This window comes from Asaia sp. A2, assembly GCF_057319415.1.
On record NZ_JBXWTO010000001.1, the window covers coordinates 405,440 to 420,725 of the forward strand.

Consider the following 15,286-nt stretch of genomic DNA (forward strand, 5'->3'; position numbering starts at 1 on the left):
GCTCATGTTGTCTACTTCACGGATGATGCAGAGAAAATGCGCTGCCGGGGCATGAGGAGCAAGGCCGGATCGTGGTTTTTTATCGCCTGACCGGATCAACCCTTCTGGTGGCGGCTCTTTTTATGCGTGGAAACGACATGACGCGACGTGGCCATGCGCACCTTGGCAGAAGCCACTGTGTGATGCTTGCTGCCATGTGCGAGTGGCTGATAGCGACGTGGCCCGCTCGGTGCCTCTGCGACCTCCAGCACGGACGATGTATTTGACGTTGCAGCCCGGTGGCGACGCGTATTGCGCGCAAGGGCGACGGGTGGGTGGAGCGGCGCCATCGGGGCAACGCCCTCTGCCGCAAAACCCTGATCCAGTATATTAGCCATCATGGCGTTACGCTGCGGGTTTGAACGAGCGCCCAACACGACGCCGACGAGACGCACATTGCTACGCTGGGCAGATGTTATCAGATTATGCCCTGCCAGATCGGTATAGCCGGTCTTCATCCCGTCAGCACCCGCATAGGTCTTGAGCATCGGATTATGGTTGGGAATCATGCGCCCGTGAAACGCGAACATAGGCGTTGCGAAATAATGATAATATTCAGGAAAATCCTGAACAAGATGCTGTGCCAGCATCGAAAGGTCTCGCGCCGTGGTAACCTGATCAGGATCAGGCAGGCCTGAGGCATTACGGAATGTCGTATTCGACATACCTATCGCACGGGCCTGCTGCGTCATCATATTGGCGAAACGGACTTCGTCACCGCCGCCCAGCAACTCGCCAAGCGCGCAGGCCGCATCATTTGCTGACTTCGTGACAAGACCCAGTATTGCCTGCTGAACCACAAAGTGCGTACCTGGGACCAGACCAAGTTTGGAGGGCGCCTGGATCGAGGCATGAATAGAAACCGGCACGGGGGTATCTGCTGTGATCTCACCCGCGCGCAAGGCCCGGAAGGTCATGTACAGCGTCATGAGCTTGGTCAGTGAGGCAGGATAACGCTGAAGATCAGGATCGACCTGCGACAGCACCGCACCGCTGTTCACATCCACAACATAGGAGCTGACATGGCCAGCATACTGGGCGTGAGCTGGCGTCGACGCAATGACAGTTCCAGCCCCGAGGCTGGCACCAAGAAGAACACGACTGAAAACAGGCCATCTGCGCGCCTTGCCCGCCCGGGTAACCTTGATCAGGTTCTTCTTGATAGCGGACTGCATGCAGTAGGTCACTCGTGCCCCCGGAGATCTGGCGTTAACTGGTATCATAGACTGACACATTTCACATCGTCCACGATGATCTGCCGCAATTGAGGGAAAAATAAGGTAAAAGAACACAAACCGCCCAGGCAGACGCACGCCGTATTTTGCCTTCCGCACCAGGCGAGCCGGACACCCGTTCTACAACACCGGGCCAGCCGCATGCTCTGTCGACAAAGCACACGAATGCTCTTTGCTTACGGCGTTGCAATCCCATATGTTCCATACCATGCCGTACTGCACAGCCGCTTCAGGAACCCGGTCACCCGACGCCCCGGTGAGTCCATTCCCTTCCCTGCCCCACCTGGCGGGCGAGGACGATCCACCACGCAAGGACGGCAATAACGACGAGTCGCATATCAGTGTCGTCATCCAGGCGCGACCAGAGACCCGTCGTCCGGCGATGTACAAGGTCCTCATGCTCAATGACGATTACACGCCCATGGAATTCGTCGTGCATGTTCTGGAGCGCTTTTTCTCCAAATCACGAGAAGAGGCGACCAACATCATGCTCAACGTCCACAAAAAAGGCGTTGGGGTCTGCGGGGTCTTCACCTTTGAGGTGGCAGAGAGCAAGGTAACCCAGGTGATGGATCTGGCGCGCCAAAACCAGCACCCACTGCAATGCATGATTGAGAAAGCCTGAACCGAAATTATTTGGCCTTGCCAGGGAAACGGCAGGAGAGACCCTTTTACAATCCCTCTATTTGCCTACATCCTGTCATGCTGACCCGTCACGCCTGACCTCAAGGAGCGCCCTCATGTTGTCTCGTATGCTCGAACAGACGCTCCATCGCGCCCTCACTCTTGCGGGTGAACGACGCCACGAATACGCAACCCTTGAACACCTGCTGCTGGCTCTGACCGAAGACGCAGACTCGGTGACGGTATTCAAGGCCTGCGGGATCGACCTTGAGAAGCTTCGCGCAGACCTGACCGAGTTTCTCGACAAGGATCTCGCTGGGCTTGCCTCCGACCGCCCCACCGAACCCAAGCCGACAGCTGCTTTCCAGCGCGTCATTCAGCGCGCGGCCATCCATGTGCAGTCTACGGGCCGCGATGAGGTGACGGGTGCCAATGTGCTGGTTGCGCTCTTTGCCGAACGCGAAAGCCATGCCGTCTATTTTCTGCAGTTGCAGGACATGACCCGGCTTGATGCCGTCAATTTCATCTCCCACGGCATTGCCAAGGCACCCGACAAATCCAGCCGCCGCACGCCGACCGGTTCGCGCGACAAGGATGAAGGGGAACGTGAGGAAAAGCAGGGCAAGGCCGCCAAGCCGCAGGAAGCGCTTGCCGCCTATTGCGTCGATCTCAACAAGCGTGCCGAGGACGGCAAGATCGACCCGTTGATCGGGCGTGACGGCGAAGTAGAGCGAACGATCCAGATCCTGTGCCGTCGCACCAAGAACAACCCTCTTTATGTGGGTGACCCGGGTGTAGGCAAAACCGCGATCGCCGAAGGGTTGGCCAAACGCATCGTCGAGGGCGACGTGCCAGAGGTGCTGCTCGATGCAACGATCTTCTCGCTCGATATGGGAGCCCTGCTTGCAGGCACTCGCTATCGTGGCGATTTCGAGGAGCGCCTCAAGGCGGTGGTGACGGAGCTGGACCAGACGCCGGGTGCCATCCTCTTCATTGATGAAATCCACACGGTAATTGGCGCAGGTGCGACGTCGGGTGGGGCAATGGATGCGTCCAACCTGCTCAAGCCCGCACTGGCAGCCGGTACGCTGCGTTGCATCGGCTCGACCACCTACAAGGAATACCGTCAGCATTTTGAAAAGGACCGTGCGCTCGTACGCCGGTTCCAGAAGATCGACGTGCCCGAGCCCTCGATCAGCGATACGATCAAGATCCTGCGTGGCCTCAAAGGCAATTACGAGCGCCATCACAAGGTTCGTTACACCGATGACGCCCTTAAGGCAGCGGTCGAACTTTCGGCCAAATACATGCACGACCGCAAGTTGCCGGATAAGGCCATCGACATCATCGACGAAGCCGGTGCGTCGCGCATGCTCCTGCCCGAAAGCAAACGCCGCAAGACGGTCACGCTCAAGGACATTGAAGAGATCGTGGCCAAGATCGCGCGTATTCCACCCAAATCAGTATCGACTGATGACCGCGAAACGCTTCGCCTTCTTTCCCGCGATCTGAAGAACATGGTGTTCGGTCAGGATACGGCGATCGAAGCCCTCAGCTCGGCCATCAAGCTGGCTCGTGCCGGTCTGCGTGATCCTGAAAAGCCTATCGGGAACTATCTGTTTTCCGGACCGACTGGTGTGGGCAAGACCGAAGTGGCCAAGCAGCTTGCCGCCTCTCTTGGAGTTGAACTGATCCGCTTCGACATGTCGGAGTATATGGAGCGCCACTCCATTTCACGCCTGATCGGTGCGCCGCCGGGTTATGTCGGGTTCGATCAGGGCGGCTTGCTGACCGATGCGATCGACCAGCATCCGCATGCGGTGCTTCTGCTTGATGAAATCGAGAAGGCGCATCCCGAACTCTATAATATCCTGCTTCAGGTCATGGATCATGGCCGTCTGACCGACCATAACGGCAAGACTATCGACTTCCGCAATGTCATCCTGATCATGACGACCAATGCGGGCGCGGCCGATCTGAGCAAGGAAGCTGTCGGGTTTGGCCGAACGGATCGTGTGGGTGAGGATGAAGACGCCATCAAGCGCCTGTTCACCCCGGAATTCCGTAACCGGCTGGATGCGATCATTCCATTTGCCAATCTTACACCTGAGACTGTTGGCCGGGTGGTCGAGAAATTCGTGCTGCAACTTGAGGCGCAGCTGGCCGATCGTCATGTGACGATCGAGATCAGTTCCGCGGCCAAGGAATGGCTGGCTGAACGCGGCTATGACCGCCACTACGGCGCACGCCCATTGGGGCGCGTCATTCAGGACACGATCAAGAAGCCCCTCGCGGAGGAGCTATTGTTCGGTGCTCTCGCAAATGGCGGTGCGGTACGCATCGGGCTGAAGGACAACGCACTGCACTTCGACTTCCTTGAGGCCACTCCGGCCACACCCAAGAACGGTGAGGAAGATTCTGACGAGAAGTCGGAAGCGACCAGTGATAACTGATATTTCCCTCTTGCCTCGGCAGCCTGCCGGTTGAGAGGGAAAACAAAACGTCAGGCCCACAAGAGCCAAAAGCAAAAAAGCGGTGGGAAAACCCACCGCTTTTTTTATTCGTAGCGCGTACCGTTCACGACGACATAACCGGGCGTCGCCCAGTGTCGGCCCGTACCATGATGCGTCCAGTCGATGCCCTGACTGCGTGCGGAGTCGAAATAATACCGGCCTACGACCTCAACCTGATCGCCCGGCTTGACCCACGGCCATGCCGGCGCGTTCATACGGTCGAGATCAGACACGATGCGAATGGCCTGCCCGGGTGCCAGCTGCATGACGAAGTAGCCATGGACACCGCTACGCGAGTGACGCGTGCGCGTTGTGACCGACAGGACCTTTCCGCAGACATGTTCAGGCAGGTCGACACGCGTCGGACCTGTTTGCAGAAAACCAGCCTGATCAGCCTGGAATTTCGCGTTATCACACTGGCCGTCTGCTGCCTGCGCAATGGCGGGAGCCACAGCGAAAGCCAGAGCGGCAAGCGCGGTGCCTCTCCAGCGCCGAAATGATTGAACCTGCATCTGCGTCACTTTTTGTGCAGTGTGTCTGGCTTGTGCGCGGCCTTCGCGCCAGTCTTGTCACTCTCCACCATAATTTTGGGATTGTCCTTGGACGCTTTCACCTCGTTGCTTTTGATCTTCATCGGCTTTGTAACCGTCTTGACCACATGGCCCTCGGTTTCGCCGTTACTCGTCTTCCAGGTGACATCATCACCCTTCTTGAAGTTCTCTGCCGACATGATGCCTGTCCTTGCTCTGCCCTGCGGGTGGTTGGGAAGGAAAATCCCGTGCAAACCGAACGCAGGGCGAGGCAGGAATGTTGCCTGCCTCGCCAACCGCGCAGACATTAAAAAAGCCGCCCCGAGGGACGGCTTTTTTGCGGGTGAACAATCACCAAACCTCAGGCAGCAATTGCCTTCGCGCCGGACTGTACGTCCAGAATTTGCTTGAGGATCAGCGGGAATTCAGAAAGATGCCCGATGCGCAGCAGACCGGGCCAGCTGGGAGCAGGCTTGCTGAGGTCGCGCAGCAGCACGCAGGCCATACCCGCACGACGTGCAGCTTCTGCGCCCGTATCCGAGTCTTCAAGCACGATGCAGTTTTCCGGCTTCACTCCCTCCATCTCAGCTGCGTGCAGATAGAGATCGGGGCGCGGCTTCGGCATGTCGAGGTCACGACCAGAATGAATGCGCTCCTCTTCGAGCAGCTCGTCAAGCCCCGTGCTCGAGAACTTGGCTTCCATCTCTGCACCAGAGGAATTTGAACCGATACGAATGGGAAGACCCAGATCATGCACGCTCTGCAGCATGTCATGGGCACCATCAATTGTTTCTGCTTCGGTTTCCATCATTTTGACAATGCGATCCTGCATCATCATGTCCCAGTTTTCCGGCATCTCGTTGCCGGTTTCACGGCCGATGCGTTCACCGATCTTCACCAGCTCACCACCTGTGAAAATCTTGTGAGCCTCATCGTTGGTAATGTTCCAGCCGTAATGACGGGCTTCCTCAGCCATCTTGGCCGTCGATAGATGTTCGCCGTCAACCAGAACGCCATCACAATCGAAAATAACGAGCTTCAGGGCACCGTCTTCACGAAGGGCGGCAGGGATATCGGTAGCATTTGCAGGAGCTACGGTCATGACATTGTCCTCTCTCGGTCTGTGCGGGCGCCAAGGAGCGCTTCCTGCACACAGGGTTTGGGCAATCACGAAATCGTGTGTATGAGGCAAAGATAGAGATCAAAAATAAAATTGCAAGGACAAAATAGCAAAATGCGCCATATGCAGCAGATGACGATACAGAACGCACAAAAAAATCGCCTCGCCACTCAATAGCGATATAAATCACGCTTGTTGTGTGACATCAGATAATTCAATATAGCATATACATAACATTACAGAAACATGACACAATAATATATTCCATATGTCTATACTATATTATTCGTTCTTATTTACTTTGATGATACGCTTTCTTTTGGAAAGAAAGCTATCGCCAAGATTTGTTCCATCCGGCCATCGATCATCTCCAATAGTCGCGCTTCCATGATAGTCAGCGTCGAACAGCCTCGCAGGTTCTGTGATGTCCGCATGAAGTTTTTGTAGCCTTCATGCAAAACGCATGATTGAGCCGAGCCCGCGCGCTTGAGGTAAACAGGCTTCTATCGGGCATAGCGCGTCAGATAGTCTGTCGCGATGTCAAGATTTTGAACAATGGCAAGCGCATGCTCCGTCACGAATACGTCCGGCTGAGCCAGATCTGGCACCAGAATCACACGGATTCCAGCAGCCCATGCTGCGCGCGCACCGACAGGCGAATCCTCGAGCGCGAGACAAAGTTCGGCGGTCACGCCTATGCGCGCAGCTGCGAGCAGATAGGGTTCGGGGTCAGGTTTACCGAGAATGACATCATCGCGCGTCACCACGGCATCGAAACGCTCGGCAAGAGCGAGCGCTTCAAGATGCCCCCAGGCGCGCGCGTGGCTCGATGAGGTCGCTATAGCTCGCGGAATATTACGGTCGTCAAGCAACCCGAGGAGCGACATAACGCCGGGCTTCAGCTGCAAACGGCCTTCCTGCACCAGGCGGGACAGGCACACTTCCTGCTGGAAAAAAAACTCATCCAGCGATGTCGCTGGTCCAAAATATGCCGCCAGAGCGGAGTGACATTGTTCCTCAGAACAGCCGATCATATCTCGGGCGAGCGACATCGGAAGAGACAACCTGCATAAGGCGGCGGCTTTCATGGAAGCCTCGATACCCAGGGATTCGGTATCAAACAAAAGGCCATCCATATCGAAAATCACTCCGCGCACTGGCATCTGCGGGGTGACGATGAGGGAGTCCGGCAGGGTTGTAGCGATCATCTTTCGTCTCTTTCGCTGCATGTCTCTTGCTGCGACGCTGCTTTTCAATGAGAAACAATACAGATGCAGCGTTGTCGCCCCGCGTAGAGGTGGGGCAGGATAAGCATGGGTACCGTCAAACCGTTTAGCGCCATATGGCGTTAACGGCGCCACCCTCACCCTGTTTGCCTGGGGCGGCTCTTCCCCCATTCACAAGCACGCTATGGAGAACATCCCCCTCCGGAACGCGAGGGGGGGCATACCCCACGCGAACCAGACCTTTGGCTCTTTCAGATCAATGTCCAGAGGATTGATGCTGGGTGGCACGATAAAGCACCCATTCTTCGACGACACGTCCATAGGCAAGATGGCAGTAGCCAACCTCACCACCTTTTTCGTGCCTTATCTCAAGCTTACCACCCTGCTGCTTGCAATAGACTGAGGCAGGGTTGGCGATGGCAACCGCCTTTGACGGCCCATCATCACGCGCACATCCGGAAATCAGGGATGCGAGCGTGAGCACTGACGCCACAGCAAGGCCAGTGGCGCGACGATTTCTCGCATGACTTGATATGGTCATGACGTATGCCCCTTTCGCTCGGATGTTATTTGCCTGGAAGCGTGATGGACCATCTTGAACGCTCCGTCGAGAGAGAGAGAGAGAGAGAGAGAGAGAGAGAGAGAGAGAGAGAGCCCGCCCCTCAACTCGCGCCGCCATTGCGTATCAATGACAGCGCGCATTCAGTCAGAGCCCGGAATGTAGCGGGAACATCCGCAGGCTCGGGTCCGCAATACCACCATATAGTCTTGCAGCAGCCAAACACCACGGGATCGACCAGGCGTTCCCTGCGCTCCCTGCTACGAGCAGGGATGCGCGACTATCATGCCCCCTGAGCAACGAAGGCAAGATCACCTTCGCTCTCGTAGACCGGGTCGGCTCTCGCCCTCCGATATCTCACTACAGCGTGTTCAATGTCACTCAAACTTGTGCACCTTGCCCCCTTCCTCCCGCTACCGTTCCCTCGTTCAGTGTGCCGCCTTTGGACCGTCTCAGCGGGAGACGGCGCAGGATCTGACAAGGAAGATCGGAATGGATCTGGGTCTCAAGGATAAAGTCGCCGTTATTACGGGCGGTAGTGTCGGCATTGGCCTCGCAGTCGCGGAGGGGCTGGCCCGCGAGGGTGCTCACATCGTCATGGTGGCCCGTGACAAGGAACGGCTGACAGAGGCGGCATCGAAACTCGCGGAAAGCTGTGGCGTGCGCTGTGTACCTGTCGCTGCCGATGTGGCCAGCAGCGAGGGCATTGAAAGCATTGTGCGTGAAACGGAAGCCGCCTTCGGTGGTGCGGATATCCTCATCAACAACGCTGGAACGGGCTCGAACGAGACCATCATGGAAGCCTCTGACGAGAAGTGGCAGTTCTACTGGGATCTGCACGTCATGGCGGCCATCCGCCTCGCGCGTGGCCTTGTACCCGGCATGAAGAAGCGTGGCGGTGGCGCCATCATTCACAATGCCTCCATCTGTGCAGCCCAGCCGCTGTGGTACGAGCCGATCTATAATGTCACCAAAGCAGCCTTGATGATGTTCTCGAAAACCCTCTCGACAGAGGTGATCAAGGACAACATCCGCGTGAACTGTGTCAATCCGGGTCTGATCCTGACACCTGACTGGATCAAGACCGCCAAGCAACTGACCAGCGAGAGCGGTGGCGACTGGGAAGCCTATCTGCAGGGCGTTGCCGACGAACATGCCCCTATCAAGCGCTTTGGGTCACCCGAGGAACTGGCGAATTTCTTCGTGTTCCTGTGCTCGGACAAGGCTTCCTACAGCGTGGGGTCATCCTATTTCGTCGATGGCGGGATGCTTAAAACCCTTTGATGCATAGCAATGCGAAAGCCCTGCTATACTGCTAGTCGTAAGGAACCGACCCGCGCCTTTGCCGCCGAGGGCAAGGCAGGGTCTTTCGGCGCATCCCGATCTAGAGGCCGGGATACGACCATGAAGGATGACAACCAATGAGTGAGACGAAACGTTTCGCTGGCAAGACAGCTCTCGTGACCGGTGCCGCTGGCAATATAGGCCTCGCCGTAGCGCGCCGTCTGGCGAAAGAAGGCAGCCACGCCGTGCTGCTCGATCTCGATCAGGGCAAACTCGACCAAGCGGCGAAGCAGTTGGCCGAGCATGGCGTGAAGGTCAAGACGGTGGTTTGTGACGTCACGAACTACGCCAGTGTCGAGGAAGCCGTCGATTACGCCGAGAAAACCGTCGGCCCGATCGACCTGCTATTCAATAATGCCGGTTATCAGGGTGCCTTCGCACCGATTCATGAGTATCCCGTTGAAGACTTTCAGCGCGTCGTTGATATCGATCTGGTCGGGGCGTTTCATGTACTGCGTGCTGTATCGCGCCGCATGGTCGCCCGCCGTTCAGGTAGCATTGTGAATACAGCCAGCATGGCAGGCCTGCAGGGTCCGCCAAACATGGGCGCCTATGGCTCATCGAAATTCGGCGTGGTCGGCCTGACTCAGGTCGCCTCAAAGGATCTCGCACCCCATAATATCCGTGTCAATGGCATCGCCCCTGCCCTGATGGGGCCGGGCTTCATGTGGGACCGTCAGACCGAGCTTCAGGCTGCTACGAACACCCAGTATTTCTCGACCGATCCGGAGACGGTCAAGAAAGAAATGGTGGCCGGTGTACCGATGCGACGTCTGGGTGATATCGAGGAAATCCCCGGTACTGTAGCCTTCCTCCTGAGCGAAGACGCCAGCTACATTACCGGTGTCACGATGCCAATTTCGGGCGGCATCCTCTAGACCTTCAACTGGCGCCGGGGGCAATGCCACAGATCATCGTCCCCCGGCTTCTGTACAGATCGTTCATCATGCACCAATTGCCCAACGCTCGCGCAGGTGCTCAGACGTCGCAAGGCTTGATGGACGGGGCACGGAGGGCGGAGGGTCGAACACCCCCTCAGACAGATAACGCAGGGCATTGACCACGCCAGCATGAGAAAACGGCTTGGCAATCACGCCATGAGCCCCTGAAAAATCCGCCGGAATTTTTGAAACATTCGCGGTCAGGAAAATGATCAAGGCCTCAGGCCATCTCTCGCGAATATGCGCACAGACCTGGAACCCGCTCGATCCCTCCGCGAGATGAAGATCGACCAGGGCCAGTTGCGGACTGACCTGATCGGGTAACGCCTCGACCTCCCGTAGTGATGCTACGGCACCCACCACGTCATGACCGCTGTCACGGACGAGGGCTTCCATGTCCATTGCAATGATCATTTCGTCTTCGACGATAAGGACATCCATGGGAGTCGACATTATGGGGTATCGCTTTTGGGAAAGGTGATCGTGACGCACGTGCCTGGACCGTTGTCGCTCCAGGTTGCCTGAGCCTGAGCCTGCCGCGACAGGCGAGTAATCAGGGCAGCGCCGATGCTTCGGGTACGTTTCACTGAGGGCATGCCCGGACCGTCATCACAGATCCTGATCGTTCCAGAGCCATTCTCCTCGCCGACGAACAGGCCAAGCACGCCCGACCGTCCGTTGGAAAAGCCATGCTTGATGGCATTCGTCAGAATCTCGTTGAGAATGAGACCAAGGGCAGAGGCGTGGGCTGAGTCAATCATCAGCGGCGCGACCTTGAACAACAAACGTATGTCAGTACGACCACTCGAACCGACGACATCGCGTGCAAGGTTCTCCACAAAGCTGCCTATGTCGAAAGCAGCGATATCTTCCGACTGATAAAGCTGTCTGTGCACCACAGCGAGAGCATCAACACGTTCGAGCATGCTGTCGAGTCTCGCGACGATTGCCGGGTCATCAATTGTACGAGCCTGCAACCGCAAAAGAGAACCAATCATCGTGAGGTTGTTTTTGACGCGGTGATCGACTTCATGAAGCAAGATTGTTTTTGCCTCAAGCGCACTGCGGAGATCGGCCGTCCGTCGCGCGACCTCGCGCTCGACCAGAATCTTCTGGTGATTGATGATCTGCTGCGCCTGCACGCGCTCGGTTACATCAAGCTGAGAAGCGAAAAAGAAGCGTATGTCACCCTTGGCATCACGCACAGGCGAGAGATACAGGGCATTCCAGAAAACAGAGCCATCCTTACGGTAATTCAGCAGGTCCACGTCAATGTCATGGCCTTCCTCAATAGCTCTTCGGACCCGGGCAACTGACTCTGGGTCGGTTTCTGGTCCCTGCAGAAAACGGCAATTCCTGCCAATGATTTCGGCACGGTCATACCCGGTCAATTCCTGGAAGGCGACATTGCAAAACACAATCGGATTATCTGCCTGCTCCGGATCCGTAATTACCATGGGCATGCGGGTTGCCCGCACAGCAGCAGCGAATGGGTCACCTCGCCCCTGCTCATAATCGAGCTCATCCGTCAGGTGCCAATCGTCGCGCTGCTTCACACTGTCTCCCCCGGTCAATGCCGAAGAGGCATCACATCTTGTTCAAACGAAACCTTGTTGAGAGGGTTTCAAACCGCTTCGCCTCATACGGAATCAGGATACGGCCAACACGCCCTCAAGGGGTCGCCGGAGAACAACGCTTCAAACGTTCCACGGCCAAAAGACATGAAGACTGTTTGCATGCGCCTGCGGATTACCATGCCTGCCTCGAAGGCCTGAGTAATAAACCGGATATGAAAATTATTAATGAATAATATATTCCAATTATAACCAATAGTGTTGTATTAATTAGTATTGAATTCGGGTATATGCGAGGAATTATTCCTGCCGACCTTGCCTGTAAGGTCTTCCCGACATTTCAAAACCCGATCCAGTAACCCCTGAAGGCTGACAAGCCTGGTGCTGACCCAAGGTCATGAATGCCTCCTTATGCTTCCTCCAGCATAAATAAGGTCGTACCGGAGCCATCTGGAATACGGATAGCCCAGTCAGGGCCTGGAGACGGAAATTCTCTCCGCTTGCGAACGCTCGGCGGAGAAAGATCGCCCGTGATCTACCCCTTAAAAAGGTCAGGACGAGACGTGAGGCAAGAAACTGCGCGTTCCTTATAATAACAAATCGAAAACAAGAAAATGAAGAGGTCTTTGATGGACGATTCAATTGAAATCGCCATGGCGCTACTTTGCCGTGACGATATCGAGGGGCTGCGCCTTGCGCCTTATCTTTGTCCCGCCGGCTATTGGACAATTGGCATAGGCAACCGCTTTCTTGCTGATGGAAGCCCCGTCACCGCCCGCACATTGCCATTGACGACAAGCGGCGCCTGCGACCTGCTTAGGCACACATTGACTGGCCTTCGCGAGAAATTACGTAGCGCAGTCACAGTGCCGCTCGCACCTTGCCAGGAGGGCGCCCTCTTGTCCTGGCAGTTCAATATCGGCAGTTCTGCCATGCGTCGATCAACGCTTCGCACCCTGCTCAACCAGGGCCAATACACCGCAGCAGGTGAGCAATTAGGCCGCTGGGACAAAGCCTGCGTGAAAGGCCGGATGGTGGTTCTGCCCGGACTCAGAAAACGCCGCCAGATCGAGCGTGCCGTTTACTTTGGTCAGCCCGTGGCGGGCGTGACACGCCTCGCTTGATTATCCACTTTTTCAACCCACGCAGGAAATTGGACAATGGCGCTCGACTGGCAACAGCTATACCTTTCCCTCATACCACTAATACCCGCAGAGCTGGCAGCAGACCTGACTGCTGTCGGCACATTCCTCATCGCCTCATGTGCGGTCGCAGCCCGCTTCTGGCCACGCCCGGCAGACAGCTCCAAATGGCTTGTCCTTTACAAGCTGGTTAACTGCCTCGCTATGAACGGCAGGTGTGCGGCGAATGCCGACGATACGAAGCCGAGAAACTTGTGATCTGGAACAAGATCGCAACAGAGAGAAGCATAGGCCGCAATTACCTGGTACGGGACACGAGGTGTTTAAGGCCGGACATACAGGCTGCGTCACAATAGGCCAGGAATCAGATGGCTTGCAGCGGCCGCGTGCCTCGGGGCTGCCTGGCTGGCCTTTATCTCCCGCTTTTGACCGCCAGGGTACTGGGGTAGTGTGGGCATAACGACCCAAGATTATCCAACGAGAGCAGCCTGCAAACGCCTTCTTGCCCATGCACGCTACCAATGAATTTTCTCTCGGTGCGGTCTCGAGCGAGGCTTCATGGAACAAGTCAAGCAGCGGAAAACGCATTGCGCGTGGTCTGGATACCTCGCCACGCGCTTTTCAATGGAGGCTGGCTATCTCGCACTTGCTCGCGGGCAAATTGCCTGTCGAGCACACCGCGGTACACAGAATTCCGGCACGACATACCGAATAGGATGTCATGACTACGGAGTTAGATTGTTAGGAAAATCATGGTGCTGCTAGCGAGGATTGAACTCGCGACCTCTCCCTTACCAAGGGAGTGCTCTACCACTGAGCTACAGCAGCAACTGGAGCGCTTCGTAGCTTCTCAGCCTGAAAGCTGCAAGCCCCGAAAGCGCTTTTTTGTAAAAAGAATCAGTCGTCGCGATGAATCTTTTCCATACGCTCGTGACGCTCCTGCGCCTCGATCGACATTGTGGCGATCGGGCGGGCCTCCAGGCGACGCAGGCCAATCGGCTCCCCTGTTTCTTCGCAAAAGCCGTAAGAACCGTTCTCGACACGCTGCAGGGCAAGATTGATCTTGCCGATCAGTTTGCGGGCCCGGTCGCGTGTTCTCAGTTCAAGAGCCCTGTCCGTCTCAACGCTTGCGCGGTCAGTAACATCGGCTTCATGAATTCCACCCTCAGACAGACTGGCAAGCGTCAGATTGGCTTCCTTGAGCAAGTCGTTGCGCCAACGGAGAAGTTTTTGTCTGAAGAACTCCACCTGAAGCGGATTCATGAACTCTTCGTCGTCAGAGGGCCGATAATCCGGTGGGAGCGTGATCATGCACGTCTGTCCTTAACGCAAGTCGCTTGTGTCCCGCCGCCTTGTGATAGGCTTGTCAGGTGATGAAGGCCCAAACCCGTATCCTGAGCACAACGGCATGGCTGGTTTGGCGCGGCTTATACCCGCCTTGGTAACGATCGCCAAGCCCGAACTGTCAAAAACACGCAATCTATCAGTTGACAGCTGATATAAATCCCAAAATCCGCCACCGGTAATAAAATCGACACATACTTTCGCTGTGATTTTTATTTCGGAAATCTGTTCCAATACCGAAGAACGCTACGAGACCGAGACACGCCATCAGGTAATGTATAATGCGGTCATCCGTACTCTCCCATACCCCAGGATGTCAGAAAGAAGCCCGGCTGTTGGTCGAAACAGGCGCGATCATGAACCAGCACGACCGCATTGCTCCAGCACTGTTACGGCGACTGGCGTCCGCTGCCCGAAGCGAGTGAAGGGTCAGGCCAGTGCCTCGTAACGCTCCAACTGCCAGGAGACAGGCTCCAACGCACCAAGGCGCGCCCATTCCTGCATAAGGGGATGATCGAGTACAGCGAGCCGGTAGGCTTCAGCGATAGCCGAGAGCGTTACCCCATAGGAGGTAAAACGCGAGACTACCGGCGCAAACATAATATCAGCGGCGCAGAAATCGGCGCCGAAAAGATAGGGCCCGGTTGTACCGAAGCGCTCGCGTGTCACGCACCATATCCTGTCGATCTTGACGATATCGGCCACTACATCTTCGCCAGTTTCGACCAAAGGGCGGTTCGTCCGGCCCAGATTCATGGGCATGGCAATGCGCAAGGCGCGAAAGCCTGCATGCATCTCAGCGGCCACGCTGCGGGCCGCCGCGCGCGCAACACGATCGGCTGGCCACAATGCGGGTGTGATTTCAGCGCAGTATTCGCAGATCGCAAGGCTTTCCCATATCCGGGCGCCCTGATGCACCAGATAGGGTACCATCCCATTGGGAGAGATCTCATGGATCTCGCTCGTCTGTCCGCCTCCGCGCAGGGCGATAACCTCGTCCGACACATCCAGCCCGGCGCAACGCACGGCGAGCCACCCTCTCAGGGACCAGGAGGAGTAGCGGCGCGTTCCGATGACGAGACGATCCATGACAAT

The 15,286-nt window shown here is 56.4% G+C and carries 15 protein-coding genes and 1 tRNA gene; 5 read left to right on the plus strand and 11 right to left on the minus strand.

Going from position 1 to position 15,286, the window contains the following annotated elements; translation table 11 throughout:
- Positions 1-95: 95 nt before the first annotated feature.
- The gene (locus tag ACWNRM_RS01835; protein WP_485169220.1) at positions 96-1,214 is read right to left on the minus strand and encodes a D-alanyl-D-alanine carboxypeptidase family protein; all 1,119 of its coding nucleotides are present in this window, start codon (positions 1,212-1,214) and stop codon (positions 96-98) included.
- 316 nt (positions 1,215-1,530) lie between these two features.
- Between ACWNRM_RS01835 and clpS the strand changes: the two genes are divergently transcribed.
- Together clpS and clpA are read left to right on the plus strand one after the other, a co-directional pair.
- Complete coding sequence (clpS, locus tag ACWNRM_RS01840) at positions 1,531-1,899, plus strand: ATP-dependent Clp protease adapter ClpS (RefSeq protein WP_485172136.1); 369 nt, start codon at positions 1,531-1,533, stop codon at positions 1,897-1,899.
- A 115-nt stretch (positions 1,900-2,014) separates the two neighbouring features.
- The gene (gene clpA / locus ACWNRM_RS01845; RefSeq protein WP_485169222.1) at positions 2,015-4,351 is read left to right on the plus strand and encodes an ATP-dependent Clp protease ATP-binding subunit ClpA; all 2,337 of its coding nucleotides are present in this window, start codon (positions 2,015-2,017) and stop codon (positions 4,349-4,351) included.
- Between the two features lie 104 nt (positions 4,352-4,455).
- On the opposite strand, the gene ACWNRM_RS01850 is transcribed toward clpA, so the two are convergent.
- The 5 genes from ACWNRM_RS01850 to ACWNRM_RS01870 all read right to left on the minus strand — a co-directional run bounded on the left by ACWNRM_RS01850 (position 4,456) and on the right by ACWNRM_RS01870 (position 7,828).
- Positions 4,456-4,923 (minus strand): DUF3465 domain-containing protein, encoded by a 468-nt coding sequence (locus tag ACWNRM_RS01850; RefSeq protein ID WP_485169223.1) that lies wholly within the window; start codon positions 4,921-4,923, stop codon positions 4,456-4,458.
- Positions 4,924-4,928: 5 nt separating this feature from the next.
- Positions 4,929-5,141 (minus strand): hypervirulence associated TUDOR domain-containing protein, encoded by a 213-nt coding sequence (locus ACWNRM_RS01855; protein WP_485169224.1) that lies wholly within the window; start codon positions 5,139-5,141, stop codon positions 4,929-4,931.
- 161 nt (positions 5,142-5,302) lie between these two features.
- Positions 5,303-6,043, minus strand: a complete 741-nt coding sequence (locus ACWNRM_RS01860; RefSeq protein WP_485169225.1) for an HAD family hydrolase — start codon at positions 6,041-6,043, stop codon at positions 5,303-5,305.
- Between the two features lie 521 nt (positions 6,044-6,564).
- Complete coding sequence (locus ACWNRM_RS01865) at positions 6,565-7,269, minus strand: HAD family hydrolase (RefSeq protein ID WP_485169226.1); 705 nt, start codon at positions 7,267-7,269, stop codon at positions 6,565-6,567.
- A 274-nt stretch (positions 7,270-7,543) separates the two neighbouring features.
- The gene (locus ACWNRM_RS01870) at positions 7,544-7,828 is read right to left on the minus strand and encodes a putative hemolysin (RefSeq protein WP_485169227.1); all 285 of its coding nucleotides are present in this window, start codon (positions 7,826-7,828) and stop codon (positions 7,544-7,546) included.
- A gap of 510 nt (positions 7,829-8,338) precedes the next feature.
- On the opposite strand from ACWNRM_RS01870, the gene ACWNRM_RS01875 reads away from it, so the two are divergent.
- Both ACWNRM_RS01875 and ACWNRM_RS01880 read left to right on the plus strand, forming a co-directional pair.
- Complete coding sequence (locus ACWNRM_RS01875; protein ID WP_485169228.1) at positions 8,339-9,130, plus strand: SDR family NAD(P)-dependent oxidoreductase; 792 nt, start codon at positions 8,339-8,341, stop codon at positions 9,128-9,130.
- Between the two features lie 137 nt (positions 9,131-9,267).
- On the plus strand, positions 9,268-10,068 hold the full coding sequence (locus ACWNRM_RS01880; protein ID WP_485169229.1) for an SDR family NAD(P)-dependent oxidoreductase: 801 nt from the start codon (positions 9,268-9,270) through the stop codon (positions 10,066-10,068).
- A gap of 66 nt (positions 10,069-10,134) precedes the next feature.
- Here the strand turns inward: ACWNRM_RS01880 and ACWNRM_RS01885 are convergent, their stop codons facing one another.
- A complete protein-coding gene (locus ACWNRM_RS01885; RefSeq protein WP_485169230.1) occupies positions 10,135-10,584 on the minus strand; it encodes a response regulator in 450 nt (149 codons plus the stop codon).
- On the minus strand, positions 10,584-11,687 hold the full coding sequence (locus ACWNRM_RS01890) for a histidine kinase dimerization/phosphoacceptor domain -containing protein (protein ID WP_485169231.1): 1,104 nt from the start codon (positions 11,685-11,687) through the stop codon (positions 10,584-10,586). Before ACWNRM_RS01890 ends, ACWNRM_RS01885 begins: the two co-directional genes overlap by 1 nt.
- 647 nt (positions 11,688-12,334) lie before the next feature.
- On the opposite strand from ACWNRM_RS01890, the gene ACWNRM_RS01895 reads away from it, so the two are divergent.
- On the plus strand, positions 12,335-12,829 hold the full coding sequence (locus tag ACWNRM_RS01895; protein WP_485169232.1) for a lysozyme: 495 nt from the start codon (positions 12,335-12,337) through the stop codon (positions 12,827-12,829).
- A gap of 771 nt (positions 12,830-13,600) precedes the next feature.
- Here the strand turns inward: ACWNRM_RS01895 and ACWNRM_RS01900 are convergent.
- The 3 genes from ACWNRM_RS01900 to ACWNRM_RS01910 form a co-directional block, all read right to left on the minus strand.
- Positions 13,601-13,675 (minus strand) — tRNA-Thr (locus ACWNRM_RS01900).
- 69 nt (positions 13,676-13,744) lie between these two features.
- Positions 13,745-14,158, minus strand: coding sequence for an RNA polymerase-binding protein DksA (gene dksA, locus ACWNRM_RS01905; protein ID WP_023979604.1), 414 nt, complete (start codon positions 14,156-14,158; stop codon positions 13,745-13,747).
- A gap of 462 nt (positions 14,159-14,620) precedes the next feature.
- The gene (locus ACWNRM_RS01910; protein ID WP_485169233.1) at positions 14,621-15,280 is read right to left on the minus strand and encodes a glutathione S-transferase family protein; all 660 of its coding nucleotides are present in this window, start codon (positions 15,278-15,280) and stop codon (positions 14,621-14,623) included.
- Between the last annotated feature and the right edge of the window lie 6 nt (positions 15,281-15,286).

Excerpts from the sequence above, each read along its gene's own strand:
- ACWNRM_RS01880 (WP_485169229.1), top strand. The coding sequence starts at position 9,268 with ATGAGTGAGACGAAACGTTTCGCTGGCAAGACAGCTCTCGTGACCGGT.
- ACWNRM_RS01895 (WP_485169232.1), top strand. The coding sequence starts at position 12,335 with ATGGACGATTCAATTGAAATCGCCATGGCGCTACTTTGCCGTGACGAT.
- ACWNRM_RS01850 (WP_485169223.1), bottom strand. The coding sequence starts at position 4,923 with ATGCAGGTTCAATCATTTCGGCGCTGGAGAGGCACCGCGCTTGCCGCT.
- ACWNRM_RS01860 (WP_485169225.1), bottom strand. The coding sequence starts at position 6,043 with ATGACCGTAGCTCCTGCAAATGCTACCGATATCCCTGCCGCCCTTCGT.
- ACWNRM_RS01870 (WP_485169227.1), bottom strand. The coding sequence starts at position 7,828 with ATGACCATATCAAGTCATGCGAGAAATCGTCGCGCCACTGGCCTTGCT.
- ACWNRM_RS01865 (WP_485169226.1), bottom strand. The coding sequence starts at position 7,269 with ATGATCGCTACAACCCTGCCGGACTCCCTCATCGTCACCCCGCAGATG.
- ACWNRM_RS01885 (WP_485169230.1), bottom strand. The coding sequence starts at position 10,584 with ATGTCGACTCCCATGGATGTCCTTATCGTCGAAGACGAAATGATCATT.
- ACWNRM_RS01875 (WP_485169228.1), top strand. The coding sequence starts at position 8,339 with ATGGATCTGGGTCTCAAGGATAAAGTCGCCGTTATTACGGGCGGTAGT.
- ACWNRM_RS01855 (WP_485169224.1), bottom strand. The coding sequence starts at position 5,141 with ATGTCGGCAGAGAACTTCAAGAAGGGTGATGATGTCACCTGGAAGACG.
- dksA (WP_023979604.1), bottom strand. The coding sequence starts at position 14,158 with ATGATCACGCTCCCACCGGATTATCGGCCCTCTGACGACGAAGAGTTC.
- ACWNRM_RS01835 (WP_485169220.1), bottom strand. The coding sequence starts at position 1,214 with ATGCAGTCCGCTATCAAGAAGAACCTGATCAAGGTTACCCGGGCGGGC.
- ACWNRM_RS01910 (WP_485169233.1), bottom strand. The coding sequence starts at position 15,280 with ATGGATCGTCTCGTCATCGGAACGCGCCGCTACTCCTCCTGGTCCCTG.
- clpA (WP_485169222.1), top strand. The coding sequence starts at position 2,015 with ATGTTGTCTCGTATGCTCGAACAGACGCTCCATCGCGCCCTCACTCTT.